This window comes from Aeromonas sp. FDAARGOS 1407 (assembly GCF_019048725.1).
Lineage (GTDB): Bacteria > Pseudomonadota > Gammaproteobacteria > Enterobacterales > Aeromonadaceae > Aeromonas > Aeromonas enteropelogenes.
On sequence record NZ_CP077399.1, the window covers coordinates 3,045,163 to 3,071,536 of the forward strand.

At 55.6% G+C, this 26,374-nt stretch carries 22 protein-coding genes and 1 pseudogene; 15 read left to right on the top strand and 8 right to left on the bottom strand.

Translation table 11 applies throughout. From position 1 onward, the window contains the following. Positions 1-7 precede the first annotated feature (7 nt). Genes I6L37_RS14455 through lolE form a run of 3 tightly spaced genes read left to right on the top strand, consistent with a single transcriptional unit; the run spans position 8 to position 3,238 of the window. Positions 8-1,243 carry a lipoprotein-releasing ABC transporter permease subunit gene (locus I6L37_RS14455; RefSeq protein ID WP_216992203.1) on the top strand — a complete coding sequence of 412 codons (1,236 nt, stop codon included), beginning with the start codon at positions 8-10 and terminating at the stop codon, positions 1,241-1,243. 55 nt (positions 1,244-1,298) lie between these two features. Beyond that, a complete protein-coding gene (lolD, locus tag I6L37_RS14460) occupies positions 1,299-1,997 on the top strand; it encodes a lipoprotein-releasing ABC transporter ATP-binding protein LolD (protein WP_042029164.1) in 699 nt (232 codons plus the stop codon). After that, on the top strand, positions 1,997-3,238 hold the full coding sequence (gene lolE / locus I6L37_RS14465; RefSeq protein ID WP_216992204.1) for a lipoprotein-releasing ABC transporter permease subunit LolE: 1,242 nt from the start codon (positions 1,997-1,999) through the stop codon (positions 3,236-3,238). The genes lolD and lolE overlap by 1 nt, the downstream gene beginning before the upstream one ends. Before the next feature lie 86 nt (positions 3,239-3,324). On the opposite strand, the gene yfbR is transcribed toward lolE, so the two are convergent. Together yfbR and I6L37_RS14475 are read right to left on the bottom strand one after the other, a co-directional pair. Further along, positions 3,325-3,915, bottom strand: a complete 591-nt coding sequence (yfbR, locus tag I6L37_RS14470; protein ID WP_216992205.1) for a 5'-deoxynucleotidase — start codon at positions 3,913-3,915, stop codon at positions 3,325-3,327. Between the two features lie 94 nt (positions 3,916-4,009). After that, positions 4,010-4,444, bottom strand: a complete 435-nt coding sequence (locus I6L37_RS14475) for a YccF domain-containing protein (protein WP_026457099.1) — start codon at positions 4,442-4,444, stop codon at positions 4,010-4,012. A 451-nt stretch (positions 4,445-4,895) separates the two neighbouring features. On the opposite strand from I6L37_RS14475, the gene tig reads away from it, so the two are divergent. From tig to ppiD, 6 genes are all read left to right on the top strand, one after another. Then, positions 4,896-6,206 (top strand): trigger factor, encoded by a 1,311-nt coding sequence (tig, locus tag I6L37_RS14480; RefSeq protein ID WP_026457098.1) that lies wholly within the window; start codon positions 4,896-4,898, stop codon positions 6,204-6,206. A gap of 86 nt (positions 6,207-6,292) precedes the next feature. Beyond that, positions 6,293-6,916 carry an ATP-dependent Clp endopeptidase proteolytic subunit ClpP gene (gene clpP / locus I6L37_RS14485; protein WP_042029161.1) on the top strand — a complete coding sequence of 208 codons (624 nt, stop codon included), beginning with the start codon at positions 6,293-6,295 and terminating at the stop codon, positions 6,914-6,916. A gap of 65 nt (positions 6,917-6,981) precedes the next feature. Beyond that, positions 6,982-8,256, top strand: coding sequence for an ATP-dependent protease ATP-binding subunit ClpX (gene clpX, locus I6L37_RS14490; protein ID WP_026457097.1), 1,275 nt, complete (start codon positions 6,982-6,984; stop codon positions 8,254-8,256). A 141-nt stretch (positions 8,257-8,397) separates the two neighbouring features. Then, positions 8,398-10,752 carry an endopeptidase La gene (lon, locus tag I6L37_RS14495; RefSeq protein ID WP_042029160.1) on the top strand — a complete coding sequence of 785 codons (2,355 nt, stop codon included), beginning with the start codon at positions 8,398-8,400 and terminating at the stop codon, positions 10,750-10,752. A 240-nt stretch (positions 10,753-10,992) separates the two neighbouring features. Continuing rightward, positions 10,993-11,265, top strand: coding sequence for a nucleoid-associated protein HU-beta (gene hupB, locus I6L37_RS14500; protein ID WP_005315375.1), 273 nt, complete (start codon positions 10,993-10,995; stop codon positions 11,263-11,265). A 150-nt stretch (positions 11,266-11,415) separates the two neighbouring features. Next, on the top strand, positions 11,416-13,329 hold the full coding sequence (gene ppiD / locus I6L37_RS14505; protein ID WP_216992206.1) for a peptidylprolyl isomerase: 1,914 nt from the start codon (positions 11,416-11,418) through the stop codon (positions 13,327-13,329). Positions 13,330-13,483: 154 nt separating this feature from the next. On the opposite strand, the gene I6L37_RS14510 is transcribed toward ppiD, so the two are convergent. Beyond that, the gene (locus tag I6L37_RS14510; RefSeq protein ID WP_216992207.1) at positions 13,484-15,076 is read right to left on the bottom strand and encodes an ABC-F family ATPase; all 1,593 of its coding nucleotides are present in this window, start codon (positions 15,074-15,076) and stop codon (positions 13,484-13,486) included. A 517-nt stretch (positions 15,077-15,593) separates the two neighbouring features. Between I6L37_RS14510 and I6L37_RS14515 the strand changes: the two are divergent. Continuing rightward, positions 15,594-15,758: pseudogene (locus I6L37_RS14515) on the top strand (transposase); the annotation flags it as partial. A 185-nt stretch (positions 15,759-15,943) separates the two neighbouring features. Here the strand turns inward: I6L37_RS14515 and I6L37_RS14520 are convergent. The 3 genes from I6L37_RS14520 to I6L37_RS14530 form a co-directional block, all read right to left on the bottom strand. Beyond that, on the bottom strand, positions 15,944-16,471 hold the full coding sequence (locus tag I6L37_RS14520; protein ID WP_216992208.1) for an MFS transporter: 528 nt from the start codon (positions 16,469-16,471) through the stop codon (positions 15,944-15,946). Further along, the gene (locus tag I6L37_RS14525) at positions 16,446-17,003 is read right to left on the bottom strand and encodes an MFS transporter (protein WP_216992209.1); all 558 of its coding nucleotides are present in this window, start codon (positions 17,001-17,003) and stop codon (positions 16,446-16,448) included. The genes I6L37_RS14520 and I6L37_RS14525 overlap by 26 nt, the downstream gene beginning before the upstream one ends. Positions 17,004-17,845: 842 nt before the next feature. Next, positions 17,846-19,267 (bottom strand): IS66-like element ISKpn15 family transposase, encoded by a 1,422-nt coding sequence (locus tag I6L37_RS14530; RefSeq protein ID WP_032495448.1) that lies wholly within the window; start codon positions 19,265-19,267, stop codon positions 17,846-17,848. A gap of 104 nt (positions 19,268-19,371) precedes the next feature. On the opposite strand from I6L37_RS14530, the gene I6L37_RS14535 reads away from it, so the two are divergent. The 5 genes from I6L37_RS14535 (at position 19,372) to I6L37_RS14555 (ending at position 24,281) form a co-directional block, all read left to right on the top strand. After that, on the top strand, positions 19,372-19,935 hold the full coding sequence (locus I6L37_RS14535) for an oligopeptide:H+ symporter (protein WP_302056760.1): 564 nt from the start codon (positions 19,372-19,374) through the stop codon (positions 19,933-19,935). 66 nt (positions 19,936-20,001) lie between these two features. Beyond that, a protein-coding gene (locus tag I6L37_RS14540; RefSeq protein WP_099368947.1) for an IS3-like element ISKpn10 family transposase occupies positions 20,002-21,089 on the top strand; the annotation gives its coding sequence in 2 pieces (ribosomal slippage) (positions 20,002-20,254 and positions 20,254-21,089; 1,089 coding nt in all). Between the two features lie 9 nt (positions 21,090-21,098). Further along, the gene (locus I6L37_RS14545) at positions 21,099-21,965 is read left to right on the top strand and encodes an oligopeptide:H+ symporter (RefSeq protein ID WP_216992211.1); all 867 of its coding nucleotides are present in this window, start codon (positions 21,099-21,101) and stop codon (positions 21,963-21,965) included. A 115-nt stretch (positions 21,966-22,080) separates the two neighbouring features. Next, positions 22,081-22,614 (top strand): hypothetical protein, encoded by a 534-nt coding sequence (locus I6L37_RS14550; protein WP_042069562.1) that lies wholly within the window; start codon positions 22,081-22,083, stop codon positions 22,612-22,614. A gap of 449 nt (positions 22,615-23,063) precedes the next feature. Further along, complete coding sequence (locus tag I6L37_RS14555; protein ID WP_216992212.1) at positions 23,064-24,281, top strand: glycoside hydrolase family 18 protein; 1,218 nt, start codon at positions 23,064-23,066, stop codon at positions 24,279-24,281. Positions 24,282-24,368: 87 nt separating this feature from the next. Here the strand turns inward: I6L37_RS14555 and I6L37_RS14560 are convergent, their stop codons facing one another. Together I6L37_RS14560 and I6L37_RS14565 are read right to left on the bottom strand one after the other, a co-directional pair. Continuing rightward, positions 24,369-26,024, bottom strand: coding sequence for a cation acetate symporter (locus I6L37_RS14560; protein WP_042069558.1), 1,656 nt, complete (start codon positions 26,022-26,024; stop codon positions 24,369-24,371). Beyond that, on the bottom strand, positions 26,021-26,332 hold the full coding sequence (locus I6L37_RS14565; RefSeq protein ID WP_026458310.1) for a DUF485 domain-containing protein: 312 nt from the start codon (positions 26,330-26,332) through the stop codon (positions 26,021-26,023). The genes I6L37_RS14560 and I6L37_RS14565 overlap by 4 nt, the downstream gene beginning before the upstream one ends. Between the last annotated feature and the right edge of the window lie 42 nt (positions 26,333-26,374).

Genomic DNA, 26,374 nt, shown 5'->3' on the forward strand with positions numbered 1-26,374 from the left:
CATATCCTTGAAGACCGGACTTTTTCAGCCCCTTTCGCTGGCCATCGGCCTGCGCTATGCGGGCTCGAAGCGCAGCAACCGCTTCGTCTCATTTATCTCCCTGTTTTCCACCTTTGGCATCGCCATCGGAGTCGCGGCTCTGATGGTGGTCATTTCGGTGATGAACGGATTCGAAGGCCAGCTCAAGGGGCGCATCCTCGGGGTGATCCCTCACGTGGTGGTGACCAATCAGGCCGGCCGCATCGATGCAGCGCCCCAGGGCCTACCGGATCTCGCCAAGCTGCCCCATGTGGTGGCCACGGCCCCCATGCTCGACAGCGAGGGGATGCTGCAAAGCCCCGGCCAGTTGACCGGGGTGAGCGTGCAGGGGATCGATCCCGCCCGCTGGCCCAAGGGGGATATCCTCCACAGTCAGATGCTGGGGGGGCGCCTCGATACCCTGCAGGCCGGTCAATACCGGATCGTGCTGGGGCAGGGGGTGGCTCGTCGCCTCAACGTCTCCATCGGGGACCAGGTTCGCCTGATCCTGACCGAGGGAACCCGCTTCACCCCGTTCGGTCGTGTCCCGGCCCAGCGCCTCTTCACCGTCTCCGGTATCTTCGGGGTCGGGGCCGACGTGGACAACCAGATCGCCCTGATCGCGCTGGGGGATGCCCAGCGCCTGTTGCGGCTGCCGATAGAAACGGTCGGTGGCATTCGCCTCTGGCTCGATGATCCTTTCGCTGCCGATCAGGTGATCAAGACCCCGCTGCCCGACGGTCTGCAGTGGCAGGATTGGCGCCGTGAGCGGGGCGAGCTGTTCCAGGCGGTAGCTATGGAAAAACGGATGATGGGGCTGATGCTGGTGCTGATCATCGCGGTCGCCACCTTCAACATCCTCTCCGCCCTGGTGATGGTGGTCACCGACAAGGAAGGGGAGGTGGCCATTTTGCGCACCATGGGCATGAGCGAGACAGGGATAGTCAAGATCTTCATGGTGCTTGGCGCCTCCAGCGGGGTGATCGGCGCCCTGTTTGGCGCGCTGGCTGGATTGGCCCTGACCCTGGGACTCAACCCGCTGCTCAATGCCCTCGGGCTCAACCTCTATATGGCGGCGGGCGGCAGTGGCCTGCCGGTGATCGTGGAGCCTGCCCAGGTCATCACTATTTTGCTTGGGGCTGTACTGCTCAGTTTCAGCGCCACCCTCTATCCTGCAGCCCGTGCGGCCAGAGTGAAGCCGGCCGAGGCGCTGCGTTATGAATGATTCATCTTCTATTGTGATTGCCGGTGTGGTCACTGGTGTAAGTGGAGCCCCGTTTATGAATGAAGCCCTGTCCTGTGAGCCTCTGCTGCGTTGCCAGGCCCTCAACCATGTCTATAAAGAGGGCGAGCTGGAGACCCAGGTCCTCAAAGGGATTGATCTCTGTGTTGCCCCCGGCGAGATGCTGGCGGTGGTGGGCAGCTCGGGGTCGGGCAAGACCACCTTGCTGCATTTGATGGGAGCGCTCGACAACCCCTCCAGCGGCGCCGTGCTGTTCAAGGGGGAGGATATCCACCGCTGGGACAGCCGTACCCAGGCGAGATTTCGCAACCGCGAGCTGGGGTTCGTCTATCAGTTCCACCACCTGCTCTCCGAATTCAGCGCGCTGGAAAATGCCGCCATGCCGCTGCTCATCGCCGGCGAGTCGGTGGCGGTGGCCACCGAAAAAGCGACCCGCATGCTGGGTCGGGTGGGGCTCTCCCACCGTCTGCACCATCGCCCCTCCGAGCTCTCCGGCGGCGAGCGCCAGCGGGTGGCCATAGCCCGCGCCCTGGTCAACGAACCGAGTCTGGTGTTGGCGGACGAGCCCACCGGCAACCTGGATCACGCCAGTGCCACCGCCGTTTATGAGTTGCTCTGCGAGCTGAACCGCGAGCTTGGCACCGCGTTTGTGGTGGTGACCCACGATTTGAGCCTGGCGGCCAAACTCCATCGCCGGGTGACCCTGGTGAGCGGCGTGATGGCGGAGGTTGCCTGATGTTCAAACCGCTGCCCCTCTTTCTGGGCCTGCGCTACAGTCGCTCCCGTCGTCGCAACGGGTTTATCGCCTTTATTTCGGCCTCGTCTCTCATCGGCATCGCCCTCGGGGTGATGGCGCTGATCCTGGGGCTCTCGGCCATGAACGGTTTCGAGCGCGAGCTCAAGAACCGGGTGCTCTCCGTGGTGCCGCAGGGGGAGCTGGATGCCGTCGAGCGGCCGTTGCCGGACTGGCCCCGTCTGCGCGATTACCTGCTGGCTCAGCCAGGCGTCGAGGCTGCGGCACCGGTGATCCGCATGAACGGCCTGCTGGAGCACGGCACTGCCCTTAAAGGGGTGCAACTGCGCGCCGTGCTGCCGGAGCTTGAGGCCAATTTGTCGGATGCGGGCAAATACATGACGGGACGAGGCCTTCGCGATCTGCAGCCCGGCGAGCGAGGGGTCATTCTCGGCAAGACCATCGCCGACAAGCTGGGGGTTAACATTGGTGACTCGGTCGCCCTGCTGTTGCCCCAGGGCGGGGATGATGCGGGCATCAAGAATCCCAGACGGGAAGCCCTGACGGTGGTGGGACTGCTTGAAATCGGCGGCCAGCTCGATGGCCTGCTCGGTTTCATGCATCTGGAAGATGCCCAGGCCATCACCGACATGGGGAGCGGCGTGGAGGGGTTCAGCCTGCGGGTGAGCGACGTGCTCAAGGCGCAGTCCATCACGGTGGCCGCCGCCCAGCAGTTCCCCTACCACGTCTACATTCGCAGCTGGATGAACAGCCAGGGTTACCTCTATCAGGACATCCAGATGGTGCGCACCGTCATGTATGTGGTGATGCTGATGGTAGTGGCGGTGGCCTGCTTCAATATCGTCTCCACCCTGGTGATGGCGGTGAACGAGAAGCGCAGCGAAATCGCCATCCTGAAGACCATGGGGGCCAGTCCCGGTCAGATCCGGCTCACCTTCGTGATTCAGGGCATGGTCAATGGGGTGGCGGGGGCCTTGCTGGGGGCACTGCTTGGCGGCCTGCTCTCCAGCAAGCTGACCCAGATCATGAGGGTCATCGAGAGCGTGATCGGCCATCGTTTCCTCAACCCCGACATCTACTTCATCGACTTCCTGCCCACCGAGCTGCATATGCAGGATCTGGTGATCGTGACCAGTGCCGCCATTCTGATGAGCCTGGTGGCGACCCTCTATCCCGCCTGGCGGGCGAGTGGACTGGTGCCGTCCCGCGAGCTGGGCCACTGATCCCAAGCCTGTGTGAACGAAAGTGAAAAGAGAAGGGCCCGCCGGTGCAAACCGGCGGGCCCTTTGTCTATCGGGGTGTTTGATGCTCAGTGGGCGTTCAGCTCATCGAGCGGCAGGGAAAAGCTGGCCACGAAGGTGTCGATAAAGTAGCGCATCTCCTCGCTCATCCGCGCCTCCAGCATGGCCTCGAGGCGTTTTCTGGCCGGTTCGAACTCCCGGTTGCCAGCGTTGATCTCCTCCAGACACTTGGTATAGGCGCAGAGGGTATCGGCATCTTTCACCAGTCTGGTAAGCTCGCCGTCCTGGGCACCCGAGTCCAGCAGGGGGCGAAAATCCTCCACCAGTTCCGGGGGCAGCATGGCGAGCAGGCGCTGTTCGGCGGCCAGTTCTATCTTCTTGTATTCGCGGGCGATCTCGGGATTGAAATATTTGACTGGGGTGGGCAGATCGCCGGTCAGCACCTCGCTGCTATCGTGATAGAGCGCCATCACGGCGGCGCGATCCGCATCCACCTGGCCGCCAAACAGGCGATTTTTGATGAGCCCCAAGGCGTGGGCCACCATGGCCACCTGCAGGCTGTGCTCGGCGATATTTTCGGACTGGATATTGCGCATCAATGGCCAGCGGTAGATGAGCTTCATGCGGGCGAGATTGGCGAAAAAATGGCTGGGTAACATGATGAGCCTCGGCAACGGACAATGAAAAAGGGCAGACCCTAGTCTGCCCTTTTTTTCGCTGGCAGGCATCGCCTGCTCCCGCTTTTTACCAGCTTCAGCGGATATAACGGCCCGATTCGGCCTCTTGGTTGGTCACTATCATCTGGCCGATGGGGGCCAGGCTGATCAGGGCCAGCTTGAGGTGCTGGATCCCGAACGGGATGCCGATGATGGTGACGAAACAGGCTAGCGCCGAGGCGATGTGGCCGATGGCCAACCAGACACCGATCAGCACGAACCAGAGGATGTTGCCAATCAGGCCCATGGTCCCGGTACCGATGTCACTTAGCCCCGTCATGGTCTTGCGGTTCACCGCCTGCTTGCCAAACGGGAAGAAGGTGAAGGTGCCGATGACGAAACAGGCGCGTCCCCAGGGGATACCGATGAGGGACACAAAACAGAGCAATCCGGCCAGCCACCAGGCCAGTCCCATAAAGATGCCCCCCAGTACAAACCAGAGCAGATTGAACAAGAAGCGGAAAAAGGCCATGTGGTAACTCCAGATACATCAATTTGGCAGCCACCATAGCGAGGGAGGGCAGGGGACGCAATCATTGATTGGTTTCATCCTTATTTGACCGGACAATCCGGGTCGTGACCGTGACAATCATCGGTTGGCGGTTTTCTATTTCCTGGAAAATGTGCAACAAATCGGCATTCGAATGAAAAAAGGTGAGCAAACGCAAAATTATTGCCACTTGCCGGTTGAAGTCGGGCCAGGTTCTCCCCATATAAAGGGCAGTTTTGCACGAATTGTGCTTGCACTCAGCCCAATCCGGGGGATGTGTGGCTCGACTCGACCAAAGTGCGCCGCTATAATGCCGCGTCATATTTTCTCATCACAAAGACATATCGTTGTCTTTATAAACAGGAAGACTCCGGGCTTTGCCCAGGGGCAATAAAGGGTCAGCACACAGTGCTGAGTTGAACGAGGTAGAAGAATGCAAGTTTCTGTAGAGACAACCCAGGGTCTGGAACGCCGTCTTACCATCACCGTACCGGCCGCTACCGTTGACGCCGCCGTGCGCAAAGAATTGAATGGCCTGGCCAAAACTCGTCGCATCGACGGTTTCCGTCCTGGCAAGGCTCCGGTTGCCATCATCAAGAAGATGTTTGGCGCCATGGCTAACGCCCGCGTTGCCGATGAAATGATGCAGAGCAACTTCATCAAGGCCATCATCGAGAACAAACTGAGCCCGGCCGGTGCCCCGACCATGGATCCGAAAGAGATCAAAGAAGGTCAGGATTTCGAGTTCACCGCCACTTTCGAAGTGTACCCGGAGTTTGAAGTTGCAGGCCTCGAGTCCATCAAGGTAGAGAAGCCGGTTGCCTCCGTGAAGGATGAAGATCTGGCCAACATGATCGACACCCTGCGCAAGCAGCACGCCACCTGGTCCGAAGTTGATGCCGCTGCCGCCAACGGCATGCGTGTCACCATGGACTTCGTAGGCTCCATCGACGGTGAAGAGTTCGACGGCGGCAAGGCCGAAGGCTTCAACCTGGTACTGGGCGCCGGTCGCATGATCCCAGGCTTCGAAGACGCCATCATGGGCAAGAAAGCGGGCGACGAGTTCACCATCGACGTGACCTTCCCGGCTGATTACCACGCCGAAAACCTGAAAGGCAAGGCCGCCAAGTTCGCGTCCAAGCTGCACAAGGTTGAAGAGCAGATCCTCCCCGAGCTGACCGAAGAGTTCGTCAAGCGTTTCGGCATCGAAAGCGGCAACGTTGAAGAACTGAAAGCCGAAGTGCGCAAGAACATGGAGCGCGAACTGGCTCAGGCTCTGAAAAACAGCGTGAAAGAGCAGGTGCTGAACGGTCTGGTTGAAGCCAACCAAATCGATCTGCCGAAGGCTGCCGTTGCTCAGGAAATCGACACCCTGCGTCAGCAAGCTCTGCAGCGTTTCGGTGGCTTCCAGGGCGGCAATGCGCCGGAACTGCCGGCCGAGCTGTTCCAGGCTCAGGCCGAGCGTCGTGTACGCGTAGGTCTGTTGCTGGGTGACGTGATCCGCACCAACGAGATCAAGGCTGACGACGCTCGCGTCAACAGCATCATCGAATCCATGGCGACCGCCTACGAAGATCCGAAGGAAGTGATCGAGTACTACCAGAAGAACGAGCAGATGCTGAACGGCGTTCGTAACCTGGCTATCGAAGATCAAGCTATCGACCTGATCCTGTCCAAAGCGCAAGTGACCGAGAAAGAAGTTGCCTTTGACGAAGTGATCAACAAGTCTGGTGCCGCTGCCTAAGAACATTTGACTTAAGGTCAAGACTGTTAAGTATAATGGCTCGTGTGATCTCCACTCGGGCCATTTTATTTTAGGGACAATGCCTTATGTACAAGAACTATAACGATGTGACCGATTCTCCCAGCAATGCGCTGGTGCCCATCGTGGTCGAACAGACCGCCAAGGGTGAACGTTCCTACGATATTTACTCCCGTCTGTTGAAAGAGCGGGTGATCTTCCTGACCGGTCAGGTCGAAGATCAGATGGCCAATCTGGTGGTGGCGCAGTTGTTGTTCCTTGAGTCCGAAAATCCGGACAAGGATATCTACATCTACATCAACTCTCCGGGTGGCTCGGTGACTGCCGGCATGTCCATCTATGACACCATGCAGTTCATCAAACCGGACGTCAGCACTGTCTGCATGGGCCAGGCCTGCTCCATGGGGGCCTTCCTGCTGGCAGGTGGTGCCAAGGGCAAACGCTTCTGTCTGCCCAACGCCCGCGTGATGATCCACCAACCGCTCGGCGGCTTCCAGGGCCAGGCGTCTGACATTCAGATCCATGCCCAGGAGATCCTGAAGATCAAGAATACCCTGAACGAACGACTGGCCTTCCATACCGGTCAGGACATGGCTACCATCGAACGTGACACCGATCGTGACAACTTCATGTCTGCCGAGCAGGCGGTGGCCTACGGTCTGGTTGACGGTGTCCTGAGCCAGCGCGGCTGAGCAGGGAATTCCGGTATGTTGTAAACTCAACAGGCCGTCCTCTATTGATAAAACGAGGTTGCTGAATGACAGAGAAACGCAAGGGTGAGGGTGATAAGCTGCTCTACTGCTCTTTTTGCGGCAAAAGCCAGCATGAAGTGCGCAAGCTGATCGCTGGCCCTTCCGTCTATATATGTGATGAGTGTGTCGAGCTGTGCAACGACATCATCCGCGAGGAGATCCGCGAGATCTCTCCCAAGCGCGATGGTAACGAGCTGCCGACCCCTCATCAGATCCGTGCTCATCTCGATGACTATGTGATCGGGCAGGAGTACGCCAAGAAGGTGTTGGCCGTTGCCGTCTACAACCACTACAAGCGTCTGCGCAACAGCGGCGAGAACAGTGGTGTGGAGCTTGGCAAGTCCAACATCCTGCTGATCGGCCCGACCGGCAGCGGCAAGACCCTGCTGGCCGAAACCCTGGCTCGTCTGCTGGATGTCCCCTTCACCATGGCCGATGCCACCACCTTGACCGAAGCCGGTTACGTGGGTGAGGACGTGGAGAACATCATCCAGAAGCTGCTGCAAAAGTGCGACTACGATGTGGAAAAAGCCCAGCGTGGTATCGTCTACATCGACGAGATCGACAAGATCTCCCGCAAGTCAGACAACCCCTCCATTACCCGCGACGTGTCCGGGGAAGGGGTACAGCAGGCCCTGCTCAAGCTGATCGAAGGGACCATCGCTTCCGTGCCGCCCCAGGGTGGTCGCAAGCATCCGCAGCAGGAGTTCTTGCAGGTCGATACCTCCAAGATCCTCTTCATCTGCGGCGGTGCCTTTGCCGGTCTGGACAAGGTGATCGAGCAGCGCTCCGTCAAGGGAACCGGGATCGGTTTTGGTGCCGAGGTCAAATCCAAGGATGCCAAGGCTACCCTGAGCGAGACCTTTGCCAAGGTGGAACCGGAAGATCTGATCAAATATGGTCTGATCCCCGAGTTCATCGGTCGTCTGCCGGTGGTCGCGACCCTGACCGAGCTGGACGAGGCTGCCCTCATCCAGATTCTGCAAGAGCCGAAGAACGCGCTGACCAAGCAGTACGCAGCCCTGTTCGATCTGGAAGGGGTCGAACTCGAGTTCCGTGAAGATGCACTCCACGCCATTGCCCGCAAGGCGATGGAGCGCAAAACCGGTGCCCGTGGTCTGCGTTCCATCGTGGAAGCCGTGCTGCTCGATACCATGTATGACCTGCCTTCTCTGGAAGGGGTCAGCAAGGTGGTCATCGACGAGACCGTGATCAAGGGGGATTCTGCGCCCCTGATGATTTACGAAAATCCCGAGACCCAGGCAGCCGCATCAGAATAACTGTCTGATTTTTAATCAAATGAAAGGGGCTTTTTGCCCCTTTCATGCTTTTTACGGTTTCGGCGATTGAATCTCGTCTAAGCGCCCCCATATACTCAGCCAAGCGCTTTGCCAACGGTATAACAAGCCGAGAGGACATATATGAACCTAGAGCGTTCAGAACGCATCGAGATTCCCGTCCTGCCTCTTCGTGACGTGGTGGTTTACCCCCACATGGTCATTCCACTCTTTGTGGGGCGGGAAAAATCCATTCGCTGTCTGGAAGCGGCCATGGAGCAGGACAAGAAAGTCCTGCTGGTGGCCCAGAAGGATGCGTCAACCGATGAGCCGACGGTGGAGGAGATCTTCTCTGTCGGGACAGTGGCCAATATTCTGCAGATGCTCAAGCTGCCCGACGGCACCGTCAAGGTGCTGGTAGAGGGGGGCCAGCGTGCTCGCCTGGAGCGGATGATCGACGACAAGGATTTCTTTGTCTGCGAGGCCCAGTACATTCCTTCAAAAGCCATTGACGACAAGGATCAGGAAGTCCTGGTTCGCTCGGCCATCGGTCAGTTTGAAGGTTACATCAAGCTCAACAAGAAGATCCCGCCCGAGGTGCTCACCTCGATTTCGGCGATCGACGATGCGGCGCGCCTGGCCGATACCATGGCCGCCCACATGCCGCTCAAACTCGAAGACAAGCAGAAGGTGCTGGAAATCGTCTCCGTCTCCGAGCGAATCGAATTCCTGATGGCGATGATGGAGTCGGAGATTGACCTCTTGCAGGTCGAGAAACGCATCCGTACCCGCGTCAAGAAGCAGATGGAGAAGAGCCAGCGAGAGTACTATCTCAACGAGCAGATGAAGGCCATCCAGAAAGAGCTGGGTGAGCTGGAAGACAGCCCGGATGAATTCGAAGCCCTCAATCGCAAGATTGAAGAGGCCGGCATGCCCGCCGACGCCCGCGAGAAGGCTCAGGCCGAGCTTGCCAAGCTGAAGATGATGTCACCCATGTCGGCGGAAGCCACCGTCGTGCGTAGCTACGTCGACTGGATGGTGCAGGTGCCCTGGAAGGCGCGCTCCAAGGTCAAAAAAGATCTTGGCAAGGCGCAAGAGGTGCTGGACGCCGATCACTATGGCCTTGAGAAGGTCAAGGATCGGATCCTCGAGTATCTGGCGGTACAGGCGCGGGTGAACAAGCTCAAGGGCCCGATCCTCTGTCTGGTTGGCCCTCCCGGTGTCGGCAAGACCTCCCTGGGGCAGTCCATCGCCAAGGCGACCGGTCGCAAATACGTGCGTATGGCCTTAGGGGGCGTGCGTGACGAGGCGGAGATCCGCGGTCACCGTCGTACCTACATCGGCTCCATGCCCGGCAAGCTCATCCAGAAAATGGCAAAAGTTGGCGTGAAGAACCCGCTGTTCCTGCTCGACGAGATCGACAAGATGAGCTCGGACATGCGCGGCGATCCCGCCTCTGCGCTGCTGGAAGTGCTGGATCCGGAGCAGAACAACAGCTTCAACGATCACTATCTGGAAGTGGATTATGACCTGTCGGACGTGATGTTCGTGGCCACCTCCAACTCCATGAACATCCCGGGTCCGCTGTTGGACCGGATGGAGGTGATCCGTCTGTCCGGTTACACCGAAGACGAGAAGCTCAACATCGCCAAGCAGCACCTAGTGGCCAAGCAGATCCAGCGCAACGGCCTGAAAGAGTCCGAGATCACCATCGAGGATTCCGCCCTGATTGGCGTTATTCGTTATTACACCCGCGAGGCGGGGGTACGTAGCCTGGAGCGCGAAATCTCCAAGATCTGTCGCAAGGCGGTCAAACGCATCCTGCTGGACAAGAGCATCAAACATGTTCTGGTCAACCAGGAGAACCTCAAGGAGTTCCTCGGGGTTCAGCGCTTTGACTACGGCAAGGCGACCGATCAGAACCAGATTGGTCAAGTCTGTGGCTTGGCGTGGACTGAAGTGGGGGGCGATCTGCTCACCATTGAAACCACCAATATGCCGGGCAAGGGCAAGCTCACCTACACGGGATCTCTTGGGGACGTGATGCAGGAGTCCATCCAGGCGGCCATGACGGTGGTGCGGGCTCGCGCCGAGAAGCTTCGCATCAATGCAGACTTCTACGAGAAGCGCGACATTCACGTGCACGTGCCGGAAGGGGCGACCCCGAAAGATGGCCCGAGCGCAGGTATCGCCATGTGTACCGCCCTGGTCTCCAGCTTGACCGGCAATCCGGTTCGTGCTGATGTGGCCATGACTGGGGAGATCACTCTGCGGGGTGAGGTACTGCCTATCGGTGGTCTCAAGGAGAAGCTGCTGGCGGCCCATCGTGGTGGCATCAAGCGCGTGCTGATCCCCAAAGAGAACGAACGGGACCTCGAGGAGATCCCGGCAAACGTCAAACAAGACCTTGAAATTTATCCGGTTCGCTGGATTGACGAGGTGTTGGAACTGGCATTGCAGGACAATCCGCAAGGGTTTGAACGGGTTTCTACCCTGTAAATGTTGATGCGCCGCAAATTTGGCGCATTCAGGCGGTGGTTAAGGCTTGCATGCGTCCGGCAACGGAAGTAGCCTTGACCACCGATCGGGTACTCGTGATGAGTCGCAATGCGTTATGTGGCGCGGGTTTGTGCCAGATTGTCACTTGCAACTGGTCAGGAGGCTTGCTATAAAACCTCCACTTGTTGTGGCCAGGGAAATCAGCGCCGCAGCGGTGTTCGATAATAGGGGAAAATAAGAGTGAATAAATCTCAACTGATTGACAAGATTGCAGACGGTGCCGATATCTCCAAAGCTGCTGCTGGCCGTGCGTTGGATGCCTTCATTGATGCTGTTGGTGAAGCCCTGAAAGAGGGTGACCAGGTTGCCCTGGTTGGCTTCGGTACTTTTGCTGTTCGCGAGCGTGCTGCCCGTTCCGGCCGTAACCCGCAAACTGGCGCGACCATCGAAATCGCTGCTGGTAAAGTTCCTGCCTTCAAAGCCGGTAAGGCACTGAAAGACGCTGTTAACTAAGCCGGACGCTGATATACGTCGGCTACCGTCCTTGGTCGCAGACCAGACAAGTTAGAGAGTCTTCTCTCATACTGATTGACCAAGGCGCATCGCAATCGGTGCGCCTTTTTATTATTTACGCCCATCGAGTTCGGGAGCATAAGTACAAACATGATGTTGGATAAACTACGCGAAGGGGCGCAGGGCAAGGTAGCCAAGGTTATCTTGGGCCTGATCATTCTCTCCTTTGCCTTGGCTGGTGTAGGCAGCTACCTGAACGGCCCGGCCCGTACCGCCCCCGCTACCGTCAATGGCACGGATATCAGTGCTGCCGCACTGGAAAATGCCTACCGCAACGAGCGCGCCCGCATGGAATCCCAGATGGGAGAAGCCTTCAGTCAGCTGGCCGCCAACCCCGAGTACATGAAACAGTTCCGCCGCGGCGTGCTGGACCGGCTGATCGATCAGGCGCTGCTGGACAGCAAGGCCCATGAACTGGGTCTGCGAGTTAGTGACGAGCAGATCAAGCAGGCGATCGTCGCCATGCCCGAGTTTGCCGAAGAGGGTAAATTCAACAACGACCGTTATCTGCAGCTCATCCGCCGCGCTGGCATGACCCCGGAGATGTTCAGCGAGTCCCTGCGCCAGGACATGGTTCGCCAACAGTTGATGGGTGCCCTGGTCGGGACCGAATTTACCCTCAAGGGGGAAGCCGAGCAGATCGACAAGCTCTACAACCAGACTCGTGATCTGCGTCTGGTGCGTCTGGCTGCCGCCAACTACATGGGTGATGTCCAGGTCTCCGACAACGAGCTGGAGCAGTTCTACAAGACCAATAGCGCCCGTTTCATGAACGATGAGCAGGTCAAGGTGGACTATCTGCTGCTGGATGCAGCCAACCTCGGCAAAAACATCAACGTGTCCGAGCAGGATGCCCAGGATTACTACGATCAGCACCAGGATCTTTTCCAGCGTCCCGAGCGTCGCCAGGTTGCCCACATCCTGATCCCGTTTGGCAAGGATGAGAAGGCGGCCGAGAAGCAGGCCGACGAGCTCCTGGCCAAGGCCAAGAGTGGAGCAGACTTTGCCGAGCTGGCCAAGGCCAACTCCTCCGACACCTTCTCCGCCAAGAAGGGCGGCGAACTGGACTGGTTCGAGAAAGGGGTGATGGATCCGGCGTTTGAACAGGCTGCTTTTGCGCTTACCAAGACTGGCGATTTCTCTGGCGTGGTGAAGAGCCCGTTCGGTTTCCACATCATCAAGCTGCTGGCGGTTGAACCGGCCCAGACCAAGCCGTTTGCCGATGTGAAAGAAGAGACAATCGCCCGTCTGCAAACCGACAAGGCCAAGGAGCAGTTCTTCGCCGAGCAGCAGAAGATGGCTGACAGCAGCTTCGAGAACCCGGACTCGCTGGATCTGACCGCCGACGCCATGGGCATGAAGGTGGTGTCTTCCGACTACTTCAGCCAGGCCAATGCCCCGGCTCCGCTGAACGATCCCAAGGTGCTCTCCGTGGCCTTCTCCGAACAGCTGCGCGATGACAACACCAACTCCGACGTGATCGAGCTCTCCGATGGCAAGGCGCTGGTGCTGCACATCACCGGTTATCAGCCGAAAGCGGCCAAGCCGCTGGCCGAGGTGAAAGATCAGGTGATTGCCGCCATCAAGCACGACAAGGCGAGCGAAGTGGCCCGTGGCAAGGCACAGGGTCTCTTGGAGAAACTGAAAGCCGGCGACGACATCAAGGCTGATCTGGCGGCGCTGGATCTGAAGGTCGAGACCCACAAGGGGATTGCTCGCTTCGATCGCCAGCTGGATCAGAACCTGGTTGCCCAGGTGTTCATGCTGCCCCATCCGAAAGATGGCAAGCCGAGCGTGGAGCTGGTTACCGAGACCAACGGCGATCGCGTGGTCGTCGCGCTGGACAAGGTGAATGTCCCGGCGGCGCCGTCCCAGATGGTCAGTCTGCTGCAAGGCCAGCTGGGTCAGGGTCGGGCACAGGCCGATTACAAGTCCCTGATCGAAGAGCTGCGCAAATCAGCCAAGATTGAGTACTTCACCAGCGTGGAAGCGACCGTCGAGTAATCGACAGGGTACTCCCCATATTGCAAACGGCTCCTTGATGGAGCCGTTTTGTTATCTGCCATTCGCCAATTGATGCAATCGGCCCGCAGGCCAGCATAAAAAAACCGGCATCGAGTGCCGGTTTTGACTTTTATCTGCCGAGCAGAGGAGGGGATTATTGTACGCCCTGAGTGCGCAGGTAATCCTCATAGGTACCGCCGAAGTCGCGGATGCCGTTCTCGGTCAGCTCCAGGATGCGGGTCGCCAGGGAGGAGACGAACTCACGGTCGTGGGAGACGAAAATGAGAGTCCCTTGATAGAGCTCCAACGCCATGTTCAGCGATTCTATGGATTCCATGTCTAGGTGGTTGGTCGGCTCATCCATGATCAGAATGTTGGGGCGCTGCATCATCAGCTTGCCAAACAGCATGCGGCCCTGCTCACCACCGGAGAGTACCTTGACCGGCTTCTTGATGTCGTCCTGGGAGAACAGCAGACGACCGAGCACGGAGCGTACTGCCTGTTCGTCTTCGTTCTCCTGTTTCCATTGGGCCATCCAGTCGAACACGTTGAGATCGGTGTCGAAGTCTTCGGCGTGATCCTGGGCGTAGTAACCGATCTGGGCGTTTTCGGACCATTTGACGGTGCCGCTGTCCGGTACCAGATCGCCCACCAGGGTTTTGATCAGGGTGGATTTACCGATACCGTTGGTACCCAGGATGGCGACCTTCTCGCCCACTTCCAGCATCATGTTGAGGCCCTTGAACAGGGGGCCCTCTCCATAACCCTTGGAGACGCCTTCCACTTCCAAGATGTTGCGATAGAGCTTCTTGTCCTGCTCGAAGCGGATAAAGGGGTTCTGGCGGCTGGAGACCTTGACGTCCTCAATCTTGATCTTGTCGATCTGCTTGAGACGGGAGGTCGCCTGACGGGACTTGGAGGCGTTGGCGCTGAAACGGGAAACGAAGGACTGCAGATCGGCGATCTGGGCCTTCTTCTTGGCGTTGTCGGCCAGCAGACGCTCACGCGCCTGGGTGGCGGCCAACATGTAATCGTCGTAGTTGCCCGGGTAGACCCGCAGCTCGCCGTAGTCCAGATCCGCCATGTGGGTGCAGACGGAGTTCAGGAAGTGACGGTCGTGAGAGATGATGATCATGGTGCTCTCGCGCTCGTTCAGTACCTGCTCCAGCCAGCGAATGGTGTTGATGTCCAGGTTGTTGGTCGGTTCGTCCAGCAGCAGGATATCAGGGTTGGAGAAGAGGGCCTGGGCCAGCAGCACCCGCAGCTTCCAGCCCGGCGCCACGGCGCTCATGGGGCCGTTGTGCTGCTCCAGCGGAATGCCGACTCCCAGCAGCAGCTCGCCGGCACGGGCTTCGGCGGTGTAGCCGTCATACTCGGCGACCAGCCCTTCCAGCTCGGCAGCCTTCATGTAGTCTTCGTCGGTGGCTTCCAGGTTGGCGTAGATGGCATCGCGCTCGGCGATGGCGGCCCACAGCTCGGTGTGGCCCATCATGACCACGTCCAGTACGCGCATCTCTTCGTAAGCGAACTGATCCTGACGCAGCTTACCGATACGCTCGTTGACGTCCAGGCTCACATTACCGCCGCTGGGCTCCAGATCGCCGCCGAGGATCTTCATAAAGGTGGACTTGCCACAGCCGTTGGCGCCAATCAGGCCATAGCGGTTGCCGCCGCCAAACTTGACGTTGATGTTCTCAAACAGCGGCTTGGCGCCAAACTGCATGGTGATGTTATTGCTGCTAAGCATAGTGTGTTTGGAAATTCCTTAGTAATCAGTGCATTATTGCACTTAATGAAAATTCGGGGGCGCTATTGGGGCAAGTGTCCGTTCTTTGCATTGCACTCCAGATCGAATCAACTCCATTCTGACCAGCTGATTCAATCCACTTTCCATAAACCTTCTGCAACATCTCTGCAGAATTGTGGCCCATTTGTTCGGCAATGATGCCAAATCCCCGTAGGCAGTCATATTCCAGCTGACAAAAGCACGCCGAAGTTGGTAGACCCGTCGATAGTGCCCCCCGACTGTTGGATTGCAGCCCGCCGTGGTGCCACCAGGAATAATACTGCGGACTAGAAAGGTGACCTCCCCGGCACTACGTTGGTTGGGCGAAATACTGGATGCAATGTTTGGCGCACGATCATGCCACCTGATATGTGCATGTCAATCTCTGCGTCAGAAAGTGCGCCTGTGATTGTAGTGCTCTAATCATCCCGGACACCGTTTTTGGTGATACAGTCGTCACCCTGACCTGAGGTGTTCAGTGACAAGATTGCGTCGCTCATTTACTGCCGAATTCAAATTGGAAGCCGCATCCCTAGCGCTCGACCAAGAATATTGAGTTCCCGAAGCCAGCCGTTCACTGGATGTCGGTGAAACCGTACTTCGCCGCTGGGTTGAGCAGCTTCAATCCGAACGCTGTGGCACACTGCGGGAAGCGAAGCGGGATATTTGCTTATTACCTGATGGATGACTACAACTGGTGGGGTGATGCGGTTTGCATGGAATGCTCAACAGTTGCCATTTCGGGATTGTTGCTTTTGACCCATCTGCTGACTACTGAAGATGGGTAACATCCTCAGTGCTGCAAGAGTTATGGGCTGACAATGCCACTCATTTTCCTTTCATTGCCAAAGCTGTTTGAAGAGTGGGTTGACCGAGCATCGCGACGACAACCATAGCTAGTCCTGCTGCAACGGCTACTCCGAAACCTGCTCGTGCACCATAGGTATCGATGATAAGACCCGTTATTGCTCCACCGAGCGCGATACCAAGGCTAATACCTGTTGTTATCCAGGTCAGCCCTTCGGTGAGTTTTGCCGGTGGTAAAATAATGGTACTTAGATTCATCACAATGATCATGGTGGGGGCAAAAGACATACCTGCCACAAAAATCGCACCCATCATAGTAAAAACGCTTGAAGAAAGGGCGGGTAATATAATTGTCGCTGCAGTTATTATGACTCCTACCAGAAATTGTCTTTCTAAAGGTGCGGTAATTCTAACCAAGCCGAATGCCAACCCAACAATCATGGAGCCGAGTGCGTAGATGGCCAAAATAAAACTGGCAGAAGCAGGCCAGTTTTGCTCATTGGCAAAAGCAATAACTGCGACATCAAGTGCTTCCCCAATAATACCCATGCCGAGGAAATATTTTTAAGGTGGAGCTGCCTTGGTGATGGACACTATCCATAACCTCTGGCTCAGTCCGGCGTTGTAGAAGAAATGCACTCATACCGAGAGTCAGCAATAATACCGCAGACAATGGCCCTGCTTCGGCGAATAGGCTAGTACTCAAGCCGATCGCCAGTGGAGGGCCAATAATATATGACAATTCATTAAGAACTGCATCGAGCGAGTAAGCAGTATGTAATAATGGATTGTCACGATAGAGCTTTGCCCACCTCGCTCGTACCAAAGCGGTAATATTAGGTATTGAACCAGATAACATTGCAAGAATGAAAAAAAATGGTGCAGGTGCTTTCACATAAGCAGCAAATACCAGTACCAACAGCATGATCATACTGAAGGTGGTAATAATTGGCAGTACCTTGCTTTGACCATATTTGTCAACTAATTTTGACACCTGTGGACTTATAACAGCATTCGCTAATGTAAACGTGCCTGCGATCGCACCGGCTAGCCAATAGAGGCTACCTTGCTGTAACAGCATGGTAATGATGCCTATGCTGAGCATTGCCTGTGGTAGGCGTGCTACTGAACTTGTGATGACTAATACTTACTATGGCGTCAGAATTTGTCAGAAGTACACGATAGGGGCTGGCCATATATCTTCCGCGTTATTTCCTGTTGTTCTGCCGCTCTTTATTGCGCGATTTACCATTTGATATGATGCACTCTTATTTTTCTTCTAATGATGGCTAAATGCTTGTCATTAGCAGGGCAGGGGGATATTTGTTTATTTGAGCCTATACAATCACCTATGAGCGTGTTTTACCAGGCATTTATTTACTGTGTTGGTGGTTAATAAAGAGGGGGAGTGATTTGTTAGACTTATTTGAAATAAGAAAAATGATAGTTAATTCTCATGTCTATATATCGTCATGCATGTGCGCGCATATATAATGCGTTGTTTTTTAGATTAATATGGCATTGATGGAGCCTATTTGCTCTGTGTTTTCAGGTCGTTTCACCCGACAAAATTAATGATGAATTATCAATCTATAATCTGATGTTACGACTTGGGTATTGAAAAAATTGACGCTTGTCACAGCTACCAGAACATACCCCAGTATAGTTGGCAAAATATCGATGAATCAAACAGTGTCAAGCAGTCCTCTACTCGTCTGAAGTTATTTCAAATCAAGATGGAAGTAAGCAAAATGACATTAGAACCTCTTAAGGTAAGCAAGACACATTCATTTATGACAGTGTCACTTATCGAGTTATGGGAACGTTTCGGTTATTACGGTATGCAGGCGCTTATCGTGTACTTCATGGTACAGCGTCTTGGCTTTGGAGACAGTCGGGCCAACCTGGTGTGGAGGTATCTATTCACCAGGACGGGGTTGACGGCATCAGTTCTGCCGGGATGGGATAATCTGTCTTCTCGATGCACGCCCTGACCACGGCCCTCAACCACTCCTGTGGGCAGCGGCCCAATCGCTTGCCGGTCTCCACCAACGACAGGATGCGCTGGCGAAACAGCTCGCCCCGGTGAGACCACACGCCGTAGCTACCCTTGCGCCAGAGCACATAGCCACGCAGCGCCCGCTCCGCCTCGTTGTTGGTCAGCGCTATTTCGTCGTCAGTCATAAACCGCCACAGCATCTCGTCATCCCGCAGCAGCAACTGGCATCGTCCACGGTAGCGTTTGCTGCACAACAGGGCGCCGCGCTCCAACTGGCTTCGCCAGCTTTGCCGGTAACGCGCGAGCCTGCGCAGGTATTTCTGCTTGCTCAACGCACCGCTTTCCCAACGGTGCCGGGTACGAAACACCGCATCCGCCAGCAAGACCAACCGGGCACCGATGGGCTGGTTGCACTGCTCGCTACTCTCGGCGATGGCCACGAGATTGCGGGCCACGTGGGCCCAGCACAGTTGCCGCTGGTCGGCGTCGATAAACCGGTAGCCGGCGTACTGGTCGGTCACCAGCACCCCGTCAAACTCGGCGCCCAGCAGCCGCTTGGCCGCCTCCTGACCACGGCCATAGGCCGTCATGAAGCAGACGGCTATCTTGCTCAGCGCCAGCCACATCCAGCGGCGCTCTCCACCCCGCTGATGCCGGGTCTCATCGGCATGAACGTGGGTGGCCGTCTGCACCTGCTGCTTGATGGCCTGGTAGGTCGGGGTGAGCATGGCACTCACCCGCCCCTGCGCCTCACTGATGGCGCCCCGGCTAAAACTCAGGCCGAAATGCTGTTTGAGCTGCTGCTGTATCTGGCTGACGCTCTGGTGAAACTGGCCGCTTTGCAGCGCGATGTAGCTGAGCAGATTGGCCCCCATCTGGCTGCTGCTGACGTTGTCTGGCAGTGCGGCCTGGGTCGTGCCGATACACCGTGAGCAGGTCGCACGATACAGTTGGTGTTCGGTGACGAGATAGCTCACCTCGGGCAGCTCGAACACCTGATGAACCTGATAGGGTTTGGCATGGGCCACCATGTCCCCGCCACAGCAAGCGCAATCGGCGGCAGGGTAATGCGGGACCAGGGTCAGGCGGGCATCAAGCGGATGCCGCTCGCGGCGATGTCCCTTGTGACCGGGCTGCGCCCCCCGTTGCTTGCCGGACGCCGGACGCTTGCGGGCCGGCGGCGGTGCACCGGGGCCGTCGCTGGAAGGCGGCTTGGAGGAGTTGCCGCTGTGCTGATTGAGGCGGTCCTCCAGCTCGGCGATGCGGTCGAGGAGCTTATAAATCAGCTCGTTGGCCTGCTCCAGAGTGGTGGGCATTCCCGCGGAATGCATGGTGTTTTTGCTCATGGGGGGAGCGTATCTAAGGAGCAGGATCAAGCAAGCAGGAAAGTGGGATCAAGAGACGATCGTCTCATTTTTCCTGTGTCAATACTGTTCCGGTGAATACTTACGTGTGGAGCGCCTGTGCCGCATTGATATATGTATCGCCGGCGATCGGCGGTTGGGTCGGGGATAGGATTCTCGGTACCAAGCGCACCATGTTGCTCGGTGCCGGCATTTTGTCACTCGGTTATGCGTTGATGACAGTACCGACAGAAAACACCTGGTTTCTGTTCTTGGCCCTCGGGGTTGTCGTTGTCGGTAACGGCTTGTTCAAACCCAATGCCGGTAACCTGGTACGCAAGATCTATGAAGGGGACGACTCCAAGATAGACAGCGCCTTTACCATCTACTATATGGCGGTGAACGTCGGTTCAACCTTCTCCATGTTGCTCACTCCTTGGATTAAAGACTACGTCAATGCCAACTATGGCAACGAGCTCGGCTGGCATGCCGCCTTCGCTGTTTGCTTCGTTGGCTTGTTGGTGGGGTTGGGTAATTACGCCATGATGCGTAAAACGCTGGTCAATTATGGTTCAGAGCCGGATACCCGCCCCGTCGAGATGAACAAGCTGCTGATCATATTGTTACTGATTGTGCTGTCTGTGGTAGCGTCGGCCTTTATCCTCGGGTAATCCCCCCGAAAAACCAGGGTGCTCATAAGTAGAATTTTCCCGTACCTTGAACGCAGGAGGTTCTACATGAAAACATCACGCTTTAGCGATACCCAGATCATCGCCATCCTCAAACAAGCTGAGGCTGGAGCTCCCGTCCCGGAGCTCTGCCGCGAGCATGGCATCAGCACGACCACCTTCTACAAGTGGCGTTCCAAATTCGGGGGGATGGATGCCTCCCTCATGGCTCGACTCAAGGAGCTGGAGGACGAAAACCGCCGCCTCAAGAAGATGTACGCCGAGGAGCGCCTCAAGGCAGAGATCATCACCGAGGCCATGGCAAAAAAGTGGTAACGCCATCTGCCCGCCGGGAGATGGCGACCAAAGCCGTGACTCACTACGCCATATCCATCCGTCTGGCTTGCCGGATCTTCAAGGTCAGTGAAAGCTGCTATCGCTATCAGCCCGTGCTGGTCGATGAAAACCAGGAAATTGCCGATTGGCTGCTACGTATCACGGCCAGCCAGCGCAACTGGGGCTTCGGGTTATGCTTTTTGTACCTGCGCAACGTCCAAGGCTTTGGCTGGAATCACAAACGGGTATACCGGATCTATCGGGCGCTGGAGCTCAATCTGCGGATAAAACCCAGGAAACGGTTGGTTCGGGCTAAGCCAGAGCCGTTGGCGGTTCCCGACCAGCCTAATCAGTGCTGGTCGATGGACTTTATGCATGACCAGCTCAGCGATGGCCGCTCGGTGCGGCTGTTTAATGTGATCGATGACTTCAATCGTGAAGCGCTGTGCATCGAGGTGGATTTCTCCTTACCCGCCTCACGAGTCAAACGGGCGCTGGAGCAGGTGATCACGTGGCGAGGTAAGCCCGCCATTATCCGATGTGACAATGGCCCGGAATACATCAGCGAAGAGCTCAAGCGATGGGCGAAACAGGAGGGGATAACCCTGGGCTATATCCAGCCAGGAAATCCGCAGCAGAATGCCTACATCGAACGGTTTAACCGCACGGTGCGCTACGACTGGCTGGGCCATTACCTGTTTGAGTCACTGAATGAACTACAGGAGTTTGCCACGAACTGGCTGTGGGTTTATAACCATGAGCGGCCCAATATGGCGCTGGGTGGCTACACGCCGAAACAGCGTCTGGCACAGGCCGCATGACCTCTACTTTTGAATGCCCCTAAAAATGGGGGGATTACCCTCGAATATGAAGATGTGGCTCGCGCCTTCGTATATACAGCGGGCGTTGCGGGACTCGGAGTCTTCTTCTACCTTATCCGCAACAGTGAAACCAGTGAGCGGGCCGGTTTGATTGCCGCCTTGGTGCTGACGCTGCAAACAGTCTTCTTCTTTATTTTCTATCAGCAGATGTCTACCTCGTTGGCGCTGTTTGCCTTGCGTAACGTCGATTGGAACTTCCAGGCCCTCGGTGTACCGCTGTGGACTTGGTCACCGGCCCAGTTCCAGGCTTTGAACCCTATCTGGATTATGTTGCTAAGTCCGCTGCTGGCCTGGGTCTATGCTGCTGCCGGACGCAATAACAAGGATATTTCTATTGCCGCCAAATTCGCATTGGGCTTTGCCGTCGTGGCGCTGGGATTTTTTATCTACAGCTTTGCCGGCATGTTTGCCATCAATGGCAAGACCTCTTCCTGGGTGATGATATGGGGTTACGGGGCTTACTCGCTTGGCGAGCTGCTGGTCAGTGGTCTGGGCCTGGCAATGATCTCCCGTTATGTTCCCGAGCGCATGGGTGGCTTTATGATGGGAGTCTACTTTGTGGCTTTGGGTATTTCTCAGTATCTGGGTGGCGTGGTTGCCAACTTTGCCAGTGTGCCGGAGAACATTACAAATCCGCTTGAAACCCTGCCTATTTACACCAACCTGTTCTTCAACCTGGGAATTGCAGCACTGGTTTGTACCGTTATTGCGCTGACAGTATTACCGCTGATGCGCCGTCTGACGGAAATCCACCATTCCCACAATACCAATAACGATGTCAACAACGCTTCTGGGAGGGTTGGCTCAGGGCAGTAAGATACATGCGGGTGACTCTATACGCTCAAATGCTGACAATTGTCACAAGGTAACAATACACAAGTTAACTGTGCTAATGCTGTGATTGTAATAAAGGTATTTATGGAGGTGCTGAATGAATTATGAGGTCCCCTTTACCATCCATACTATATTACTCTCAGCAACTATATTGTTTGTTGCTCCTATTGTTCTTACTTGTGGCGCTGAGTATCTTTTCACAAAGAAACTGACGCTTGGTGTGACATCTTTTGTCGTTATTATAGGTTTAGTGTTCTTCACTCTTGGTGTCATACAAATTATCACGTCGAAAGTCGTTCTTAATGATGACTCCCTGATACTGAAAAGCCTTGTTTATACCAATAAGACAATGCTTAAAGATGTTGAACTAACCTCTGGTCTACATGAGGCCTCTTTGCCAGCTAGTTTCAGGCCTGTTCTTAGAGAAAATGGTGTTGGCTTGTTTGGATATAATGCAGGGACATTCAAGCTAAACGATGGGACGTCGGGATTTGTTATGTTATCAAAACCACCTTATCTTGTGCTGGGATTAAAAGGACATAGTGGAAAATTGATTTTTTCTGCTAATGCATATTTATATGAGGCACTTAAGTCTCACCTTGTTCAGTTGACTTATGAAAAAAATCACTAATATGAAATAGGGAGTGAGAATGGTTTTTATATGAAACGTACGTCATTCATTATGTTTGAATGATAATGTTAGGGAGCTTTTCTGCTGATTAAGATGTTTTACATTACACCAATAGCGAGCCAAGGAAGGCATGAATATCAACAGAGGCACTCGTTGAAGAGGCAGTATCTTGGGCGTTGCAGTAAATTGAAATTCAATGATACAGAAAGTCAGTGACAGTATATGAACTGCATGGCTAATAACCTGATCGATATATTAATGTTCTTCTGCCTGTATGGATTGGAAGGACGATAAAATAAAATCTGCGATCCTGATATTCGGGAAGATTGCTTTTGTTCCGGAACATGATGACGCGAGTTTGGATAGCGATAGTGCCGTCGTGTCGGGTTTGGCGATAGCGCATTTTTAGTAGTGATGAAGAGAACAAAGGAGATAGGGAGAGGCGTGATATGTCAACAATATGGTTATTTATTGTTATCGTTATAGGCCTGCTTTCTGGCTGCAAGACGGACATCAGGTATGTCGATGAAAAACCGAGTTCGATAGAACTACCAGAGGCTATTGCCGGGCCTGATGTGATAACAACACCGCGTAATATTGTGTACCTGTCAATTGGTCGTTATGAAAAAACATTTATGCAAAATGTACAGGCCAGAGGAAAAGAGATAACTGATTATGTGGTCGCCTTTGTCAATCCAAGAGATGCCGCTACGGGTGAGTTGGAATCATTGACGTCAGCCCAGAAACAAGATCTGGATAAGTTGGTTGCCTATAGAAAGGAATCCAATCCGAATGCCAGGATATATATCGCGATAGGCGGTTGGAGAGGAGATGATGACGGTTTCGAGCTGGTGTTTGAAGAGATAGCGCGCAATATTGAAAAACGAAAGTTATTTATCTCTGACATAATGACACTGGTTGAAGAGTATGGTGTTGATGGTATTGATATTGACTGGGAATACCCTAGGGTGCAATTTGCAGACGAATACGCTTTATTTGTCAGAGAACTTGCCAATGAATTACATAAACGGAATAAATATTTGTCGTCAGCAGTCATTGGTACCAGAGATAAAATGACAGATAGCGGGAATGCCGACGCATATCTGGATTCAACGTTAAGAGATTTTGATAGTATTAATCTCATGGCATACGACATGGAATTTGAAAATCACAGTACCTTTCAACATGCGATAGACAGTATTGATTACTGGGTGAACAAAAGAAAAGTACCACCGCAGAAAGTGATGTTGGGGTTGCCCGTCTATAGCCGAAACAATTGGCAAGATTGGAGCTACATCACATTACAACATCCGGATCAGGAAAATGAAGATACGTCGAGTTGGAACCAGAATGAATTTGGTGAGTTTGTCTCTCCGCGGGGCTACAGCGTTGTGAATGCATGCAGAAATAGCTTTGAATTTATACCTGATGTGGCCAAGCCAGCCGAAAACAAAACCAATTATTATAATGGGCTCCCCCTTATTATTAAGAAAACCGAGCTTGCATTATCAACGAAACTGGGTGGCGTCATGTTTTGGGAGGCGCCTCTCGATGCGGCGAAACCTGAGTATTCGCTGATCCATGCGGCCTATCAGGTCATGAGCGGCATGACGGTTGATAATATTTGCACGCAAAATCCAGCCTGGGTTGCCGACCAGGCGCAGTGAGGGTTGGGAAAACGAGTTTATGAACGGCAATGACAAGAGGAAAAGAAAAAGCCGGCACTGGGCCGGCTTGTCTCAAGACCTTGACTGTTAGTGAGAGGTCGCACCGGAGGCGCCGAGCCCGGTCTGGGAGCGGACGAACTGCGGCAGGAACTTGGCGTGTTCGTCGGCGGCAGCCTGGGACTTGTCGGTAACAGAGAAGAACCAGATCCCGACAAATGCCAGCCCCATGGAGAAGAGCGCCGGGTACTCGTAGGGGAAGATGGCCTGGGCATGACCCAACACCTTCACCCACACGGTCGGGCCCAGCACCATCAGGGTGACTGCGCTCGCCAGACCCAGCCAGCCACCGTAGACGGCGCCACGGGTGGTCAGACGGGACCAGAACATGGAGAGGAACAGCACCGGGAAGTTGCAGCTCGCCGCGATGGAGAAGGCCAGACCCACCATGAAGGCGATGTTCTGCTTCTCGAACAGGATGCCAAGACCAATGGCAACCACGCCCAGCACCAGGGTCGTCATCTTGGAGACGCGCAGCTCGTCGGCTTCATTGGCCTTGCCCTTCTTCAGCACGCTGGCATAGAGGTCATGGGAGACCGCAGAGGCACCCGCCAGTGTCAGGCCTGCCACAACCGCCAGGATGGTGGCAAAGGCGACGGCAGAGATGAAGCCCAGGAACAGGCTGCCACCCACGGCGTCGGCCAGGTGGACTGCGGCCATGTTGGTGCCGCCGAGCAGTGCGCCGGTAGCGTCCTTGAAGGCCGGGTTGGTGCTGACCAGCAGGATGGCACCAAAGCCGATGATAAAGGTCAGGATGTAGAAGTAGCCGATGAAGCCGGTGGCGTAGAACACGGATTTACGTGCTTCCTTGGCGTCACTCACGGTGAAGAAACGCATCAGGATATGGGGCAGACCGGCGGTACCGAACATCAATGCCAATCCGAGCGAGATGGCGGAGACGGGGTCGGAGACCAGACCACCCGGGCTCATGATGGCGGCGCCATTGGCGTGCACCTTGACCGCCTCGGAGAACAGGGTGCCGAAATCGAAGTTGACCGACTTCATCACCATCAGCGCCATAAAGCTGGCACCGGAGAGCAGCATCACCGCCTTGATGATCTGTACCCAGGTGGTAGCCAGCATGCCGCCAAACAGCACGTAGAGCACCATCAGGATGCCGACCAGCACCACGGCGATGTGGTATTGCAGGCCGAACAGCAGCTCGATGAGCTTACCGGCACCCACCATCTGGGCGATCAGGTAGAGGGAGACCACCACCAGAGAGCCGCAGGCGGAGAGGGTTCGCACCTCGGTCTGCTTGAGGCGGTAGGAGGCCACATCGGCAAAGGTGTATTTGCCAAGGTTGCGCAGCCGCTCCGCGATCAGGAACAGGATGATGGGCCAGCCCACCAGGAAGCCGATGGAGTAGATGAGGCCATCATAGCCCGAGGTGTAGACCAGGGCGGAGATGCCGAGGAAAGAGGCGGCGGACATATAGTCACCGGCGATGGCCAGACCGTTCTGGAAGCCGGTGATACGCCCGCCTGCTGCATAGTAATCGGAGGCCGAGCGGTTGCGTTTGGAGGCCCAGTAGGTAATGAACAGGGTCGCCGCCACGAACGCCACAAACATCACGATGGCCGGGATGTTGAGGGGCTGGCGCTGGACGTCGCCGGTCAGCGCATCGGCTGCCAGCAGGGGGGAAGAGGCCAGAGAGGCCAACAGCAGCAAAGACTTGCCTTTCATGATTGCACTCCCTTGAGGATCTTCTGGTTCAGCTCGTCAAACTCGCCGTTGGCACGGAACACATAGATGCCGGTCAGCAGGAAGGAGGCGAGGATCAGCCCCACCCCGACCGGGATGCCGCGGGTAATATTGGAGCCTTCGCTCAGCGGGGTGCCGAGCCAGGCAGGGTCAAAGGCGATAAGCAGGATAAACGCCAGGTAGAGCCCCAGCATCAAGGCCGAGAGGGCCCAGGCAAAACGCTGGCGTTTGGCGACCAGCTCCTGGAAGTTGGGATCTTGCTGGATCCTCAGATAGCTTTGCTGTTCCATTGCAGTTCTCCATGACATGAGTGTCAGCGGTGGATAAAGGGG

Coding starts and splice junctions, on each gene's coding strand:
- lolD (WP_042029164.1), top strand. CDS start 1,299: ATGAATGAAGCCCTGTCCTGTGAGCCTCTGCTGCGTTGCCAGGCCCTC.
- lolE (WP_216992204.1), top strand. CDS start 1,997: ATGTTCAAACCGCTGCCCCTCTTTCTGGGCCTGCGCTACAGTCGCTCC.
- yfbR (WP_216992205.1), bottom strand. CDS start 3,915: ATGTTACCCAGCCATTTTTTCGCCAATCTCGCCCGCATGAAGCTCATC.
- I6L37_RS14475 (WP_026457099.1), bottom strand. CDS start 4,444: ATGGCCTTTTTCCGCTTCTTGTTCAATCTGCTCTGGTTTGTACTGGGG.
- tig (WP_026457098.1), top strand. CDS start 4,896: ATGCAAGTTTCTGTAGAGACAACCCAGGGTCTGGAACGCCGTCTTACC.
- clpP (WP_042029161.1), top strand. CDS start 6,293: ATGTACAAGAACTATAACGATGTGACCGATTCTCCCAGCAATGCGCTG.
- clpX (WP_026457097.1), top strand. CDS start 6,982: ATGACAGAGAAACGCAAGGGTGAGGGTGATAAGCTGCTCTACTGCTCT.
- lon (WP_042029160.1), top strand. CDS start 8,398: ATGAACCTAGAGCGTTCAGAACGCATCGAGATTCCCGTCCTGCCTCTT.
- ppiD (WP_216992206.1), top strand. CDS start 11,416: ATGATGTTGGATAAACTACGCGAAGGGGCGCAGGGCAAGGTAGCCAAG.
- I6L37_RS14510 (WP_216992207.1), bottom strand. CDS start 15,076: ATGCTTAGCAGCAATAACATCACCATGCAGTTTGGCGCCAAGCCGCTG.
- I6L37_RS14520 (WP_216992208.1), bottom strand. CDS start 16,471: ATGGGTATTATTGGGGAAGCACTTGATGTCGCAGTTATTGCTTTTGCC.
- I6L37_RS14525 (WP_216992209.1), bottom strand. CDS start 17,003: ATGCTGTTACAGCAAGGTAGCCTCTATTGGCTAGCCGGTGCGATCGCA.
- I6L37_RS14530 (WP_032495448.1), bottom strand. CDS start 19,267: ATGAGCAAAAACACCATGCATTCCGCGGGAATGCCCACCACTCTGGAG.
- I6L37_RS14550 (WP_042069562.1), top strand. CDS start 22,081: ATGAATTATGAGGTCCCCTTTACCATCCATACTATATTACTCTCAGCA.
- I6L37_RS14555 (WP_216992212.1), top strand. CDS start 23,064: ATGTCAACAATATGGTTATTTATTGTTATCGTTATAGGCCTGCTTTCT.
- I6L37_RS14560 (WP_042069558.1), bottom strand. CDS start 26,024: ATGAAAGGCAAGTCTTTGCTGCTGTTGGCCTCTCTGGCCTCTTCCCCC.
- I6L37_RS14565 (WP_026458310.1), bottom strand. CDS start 26,332: ATGGAACAGCAAAGCTATCTGAGGATCCAGCAAGATCCCAACTTCCAG.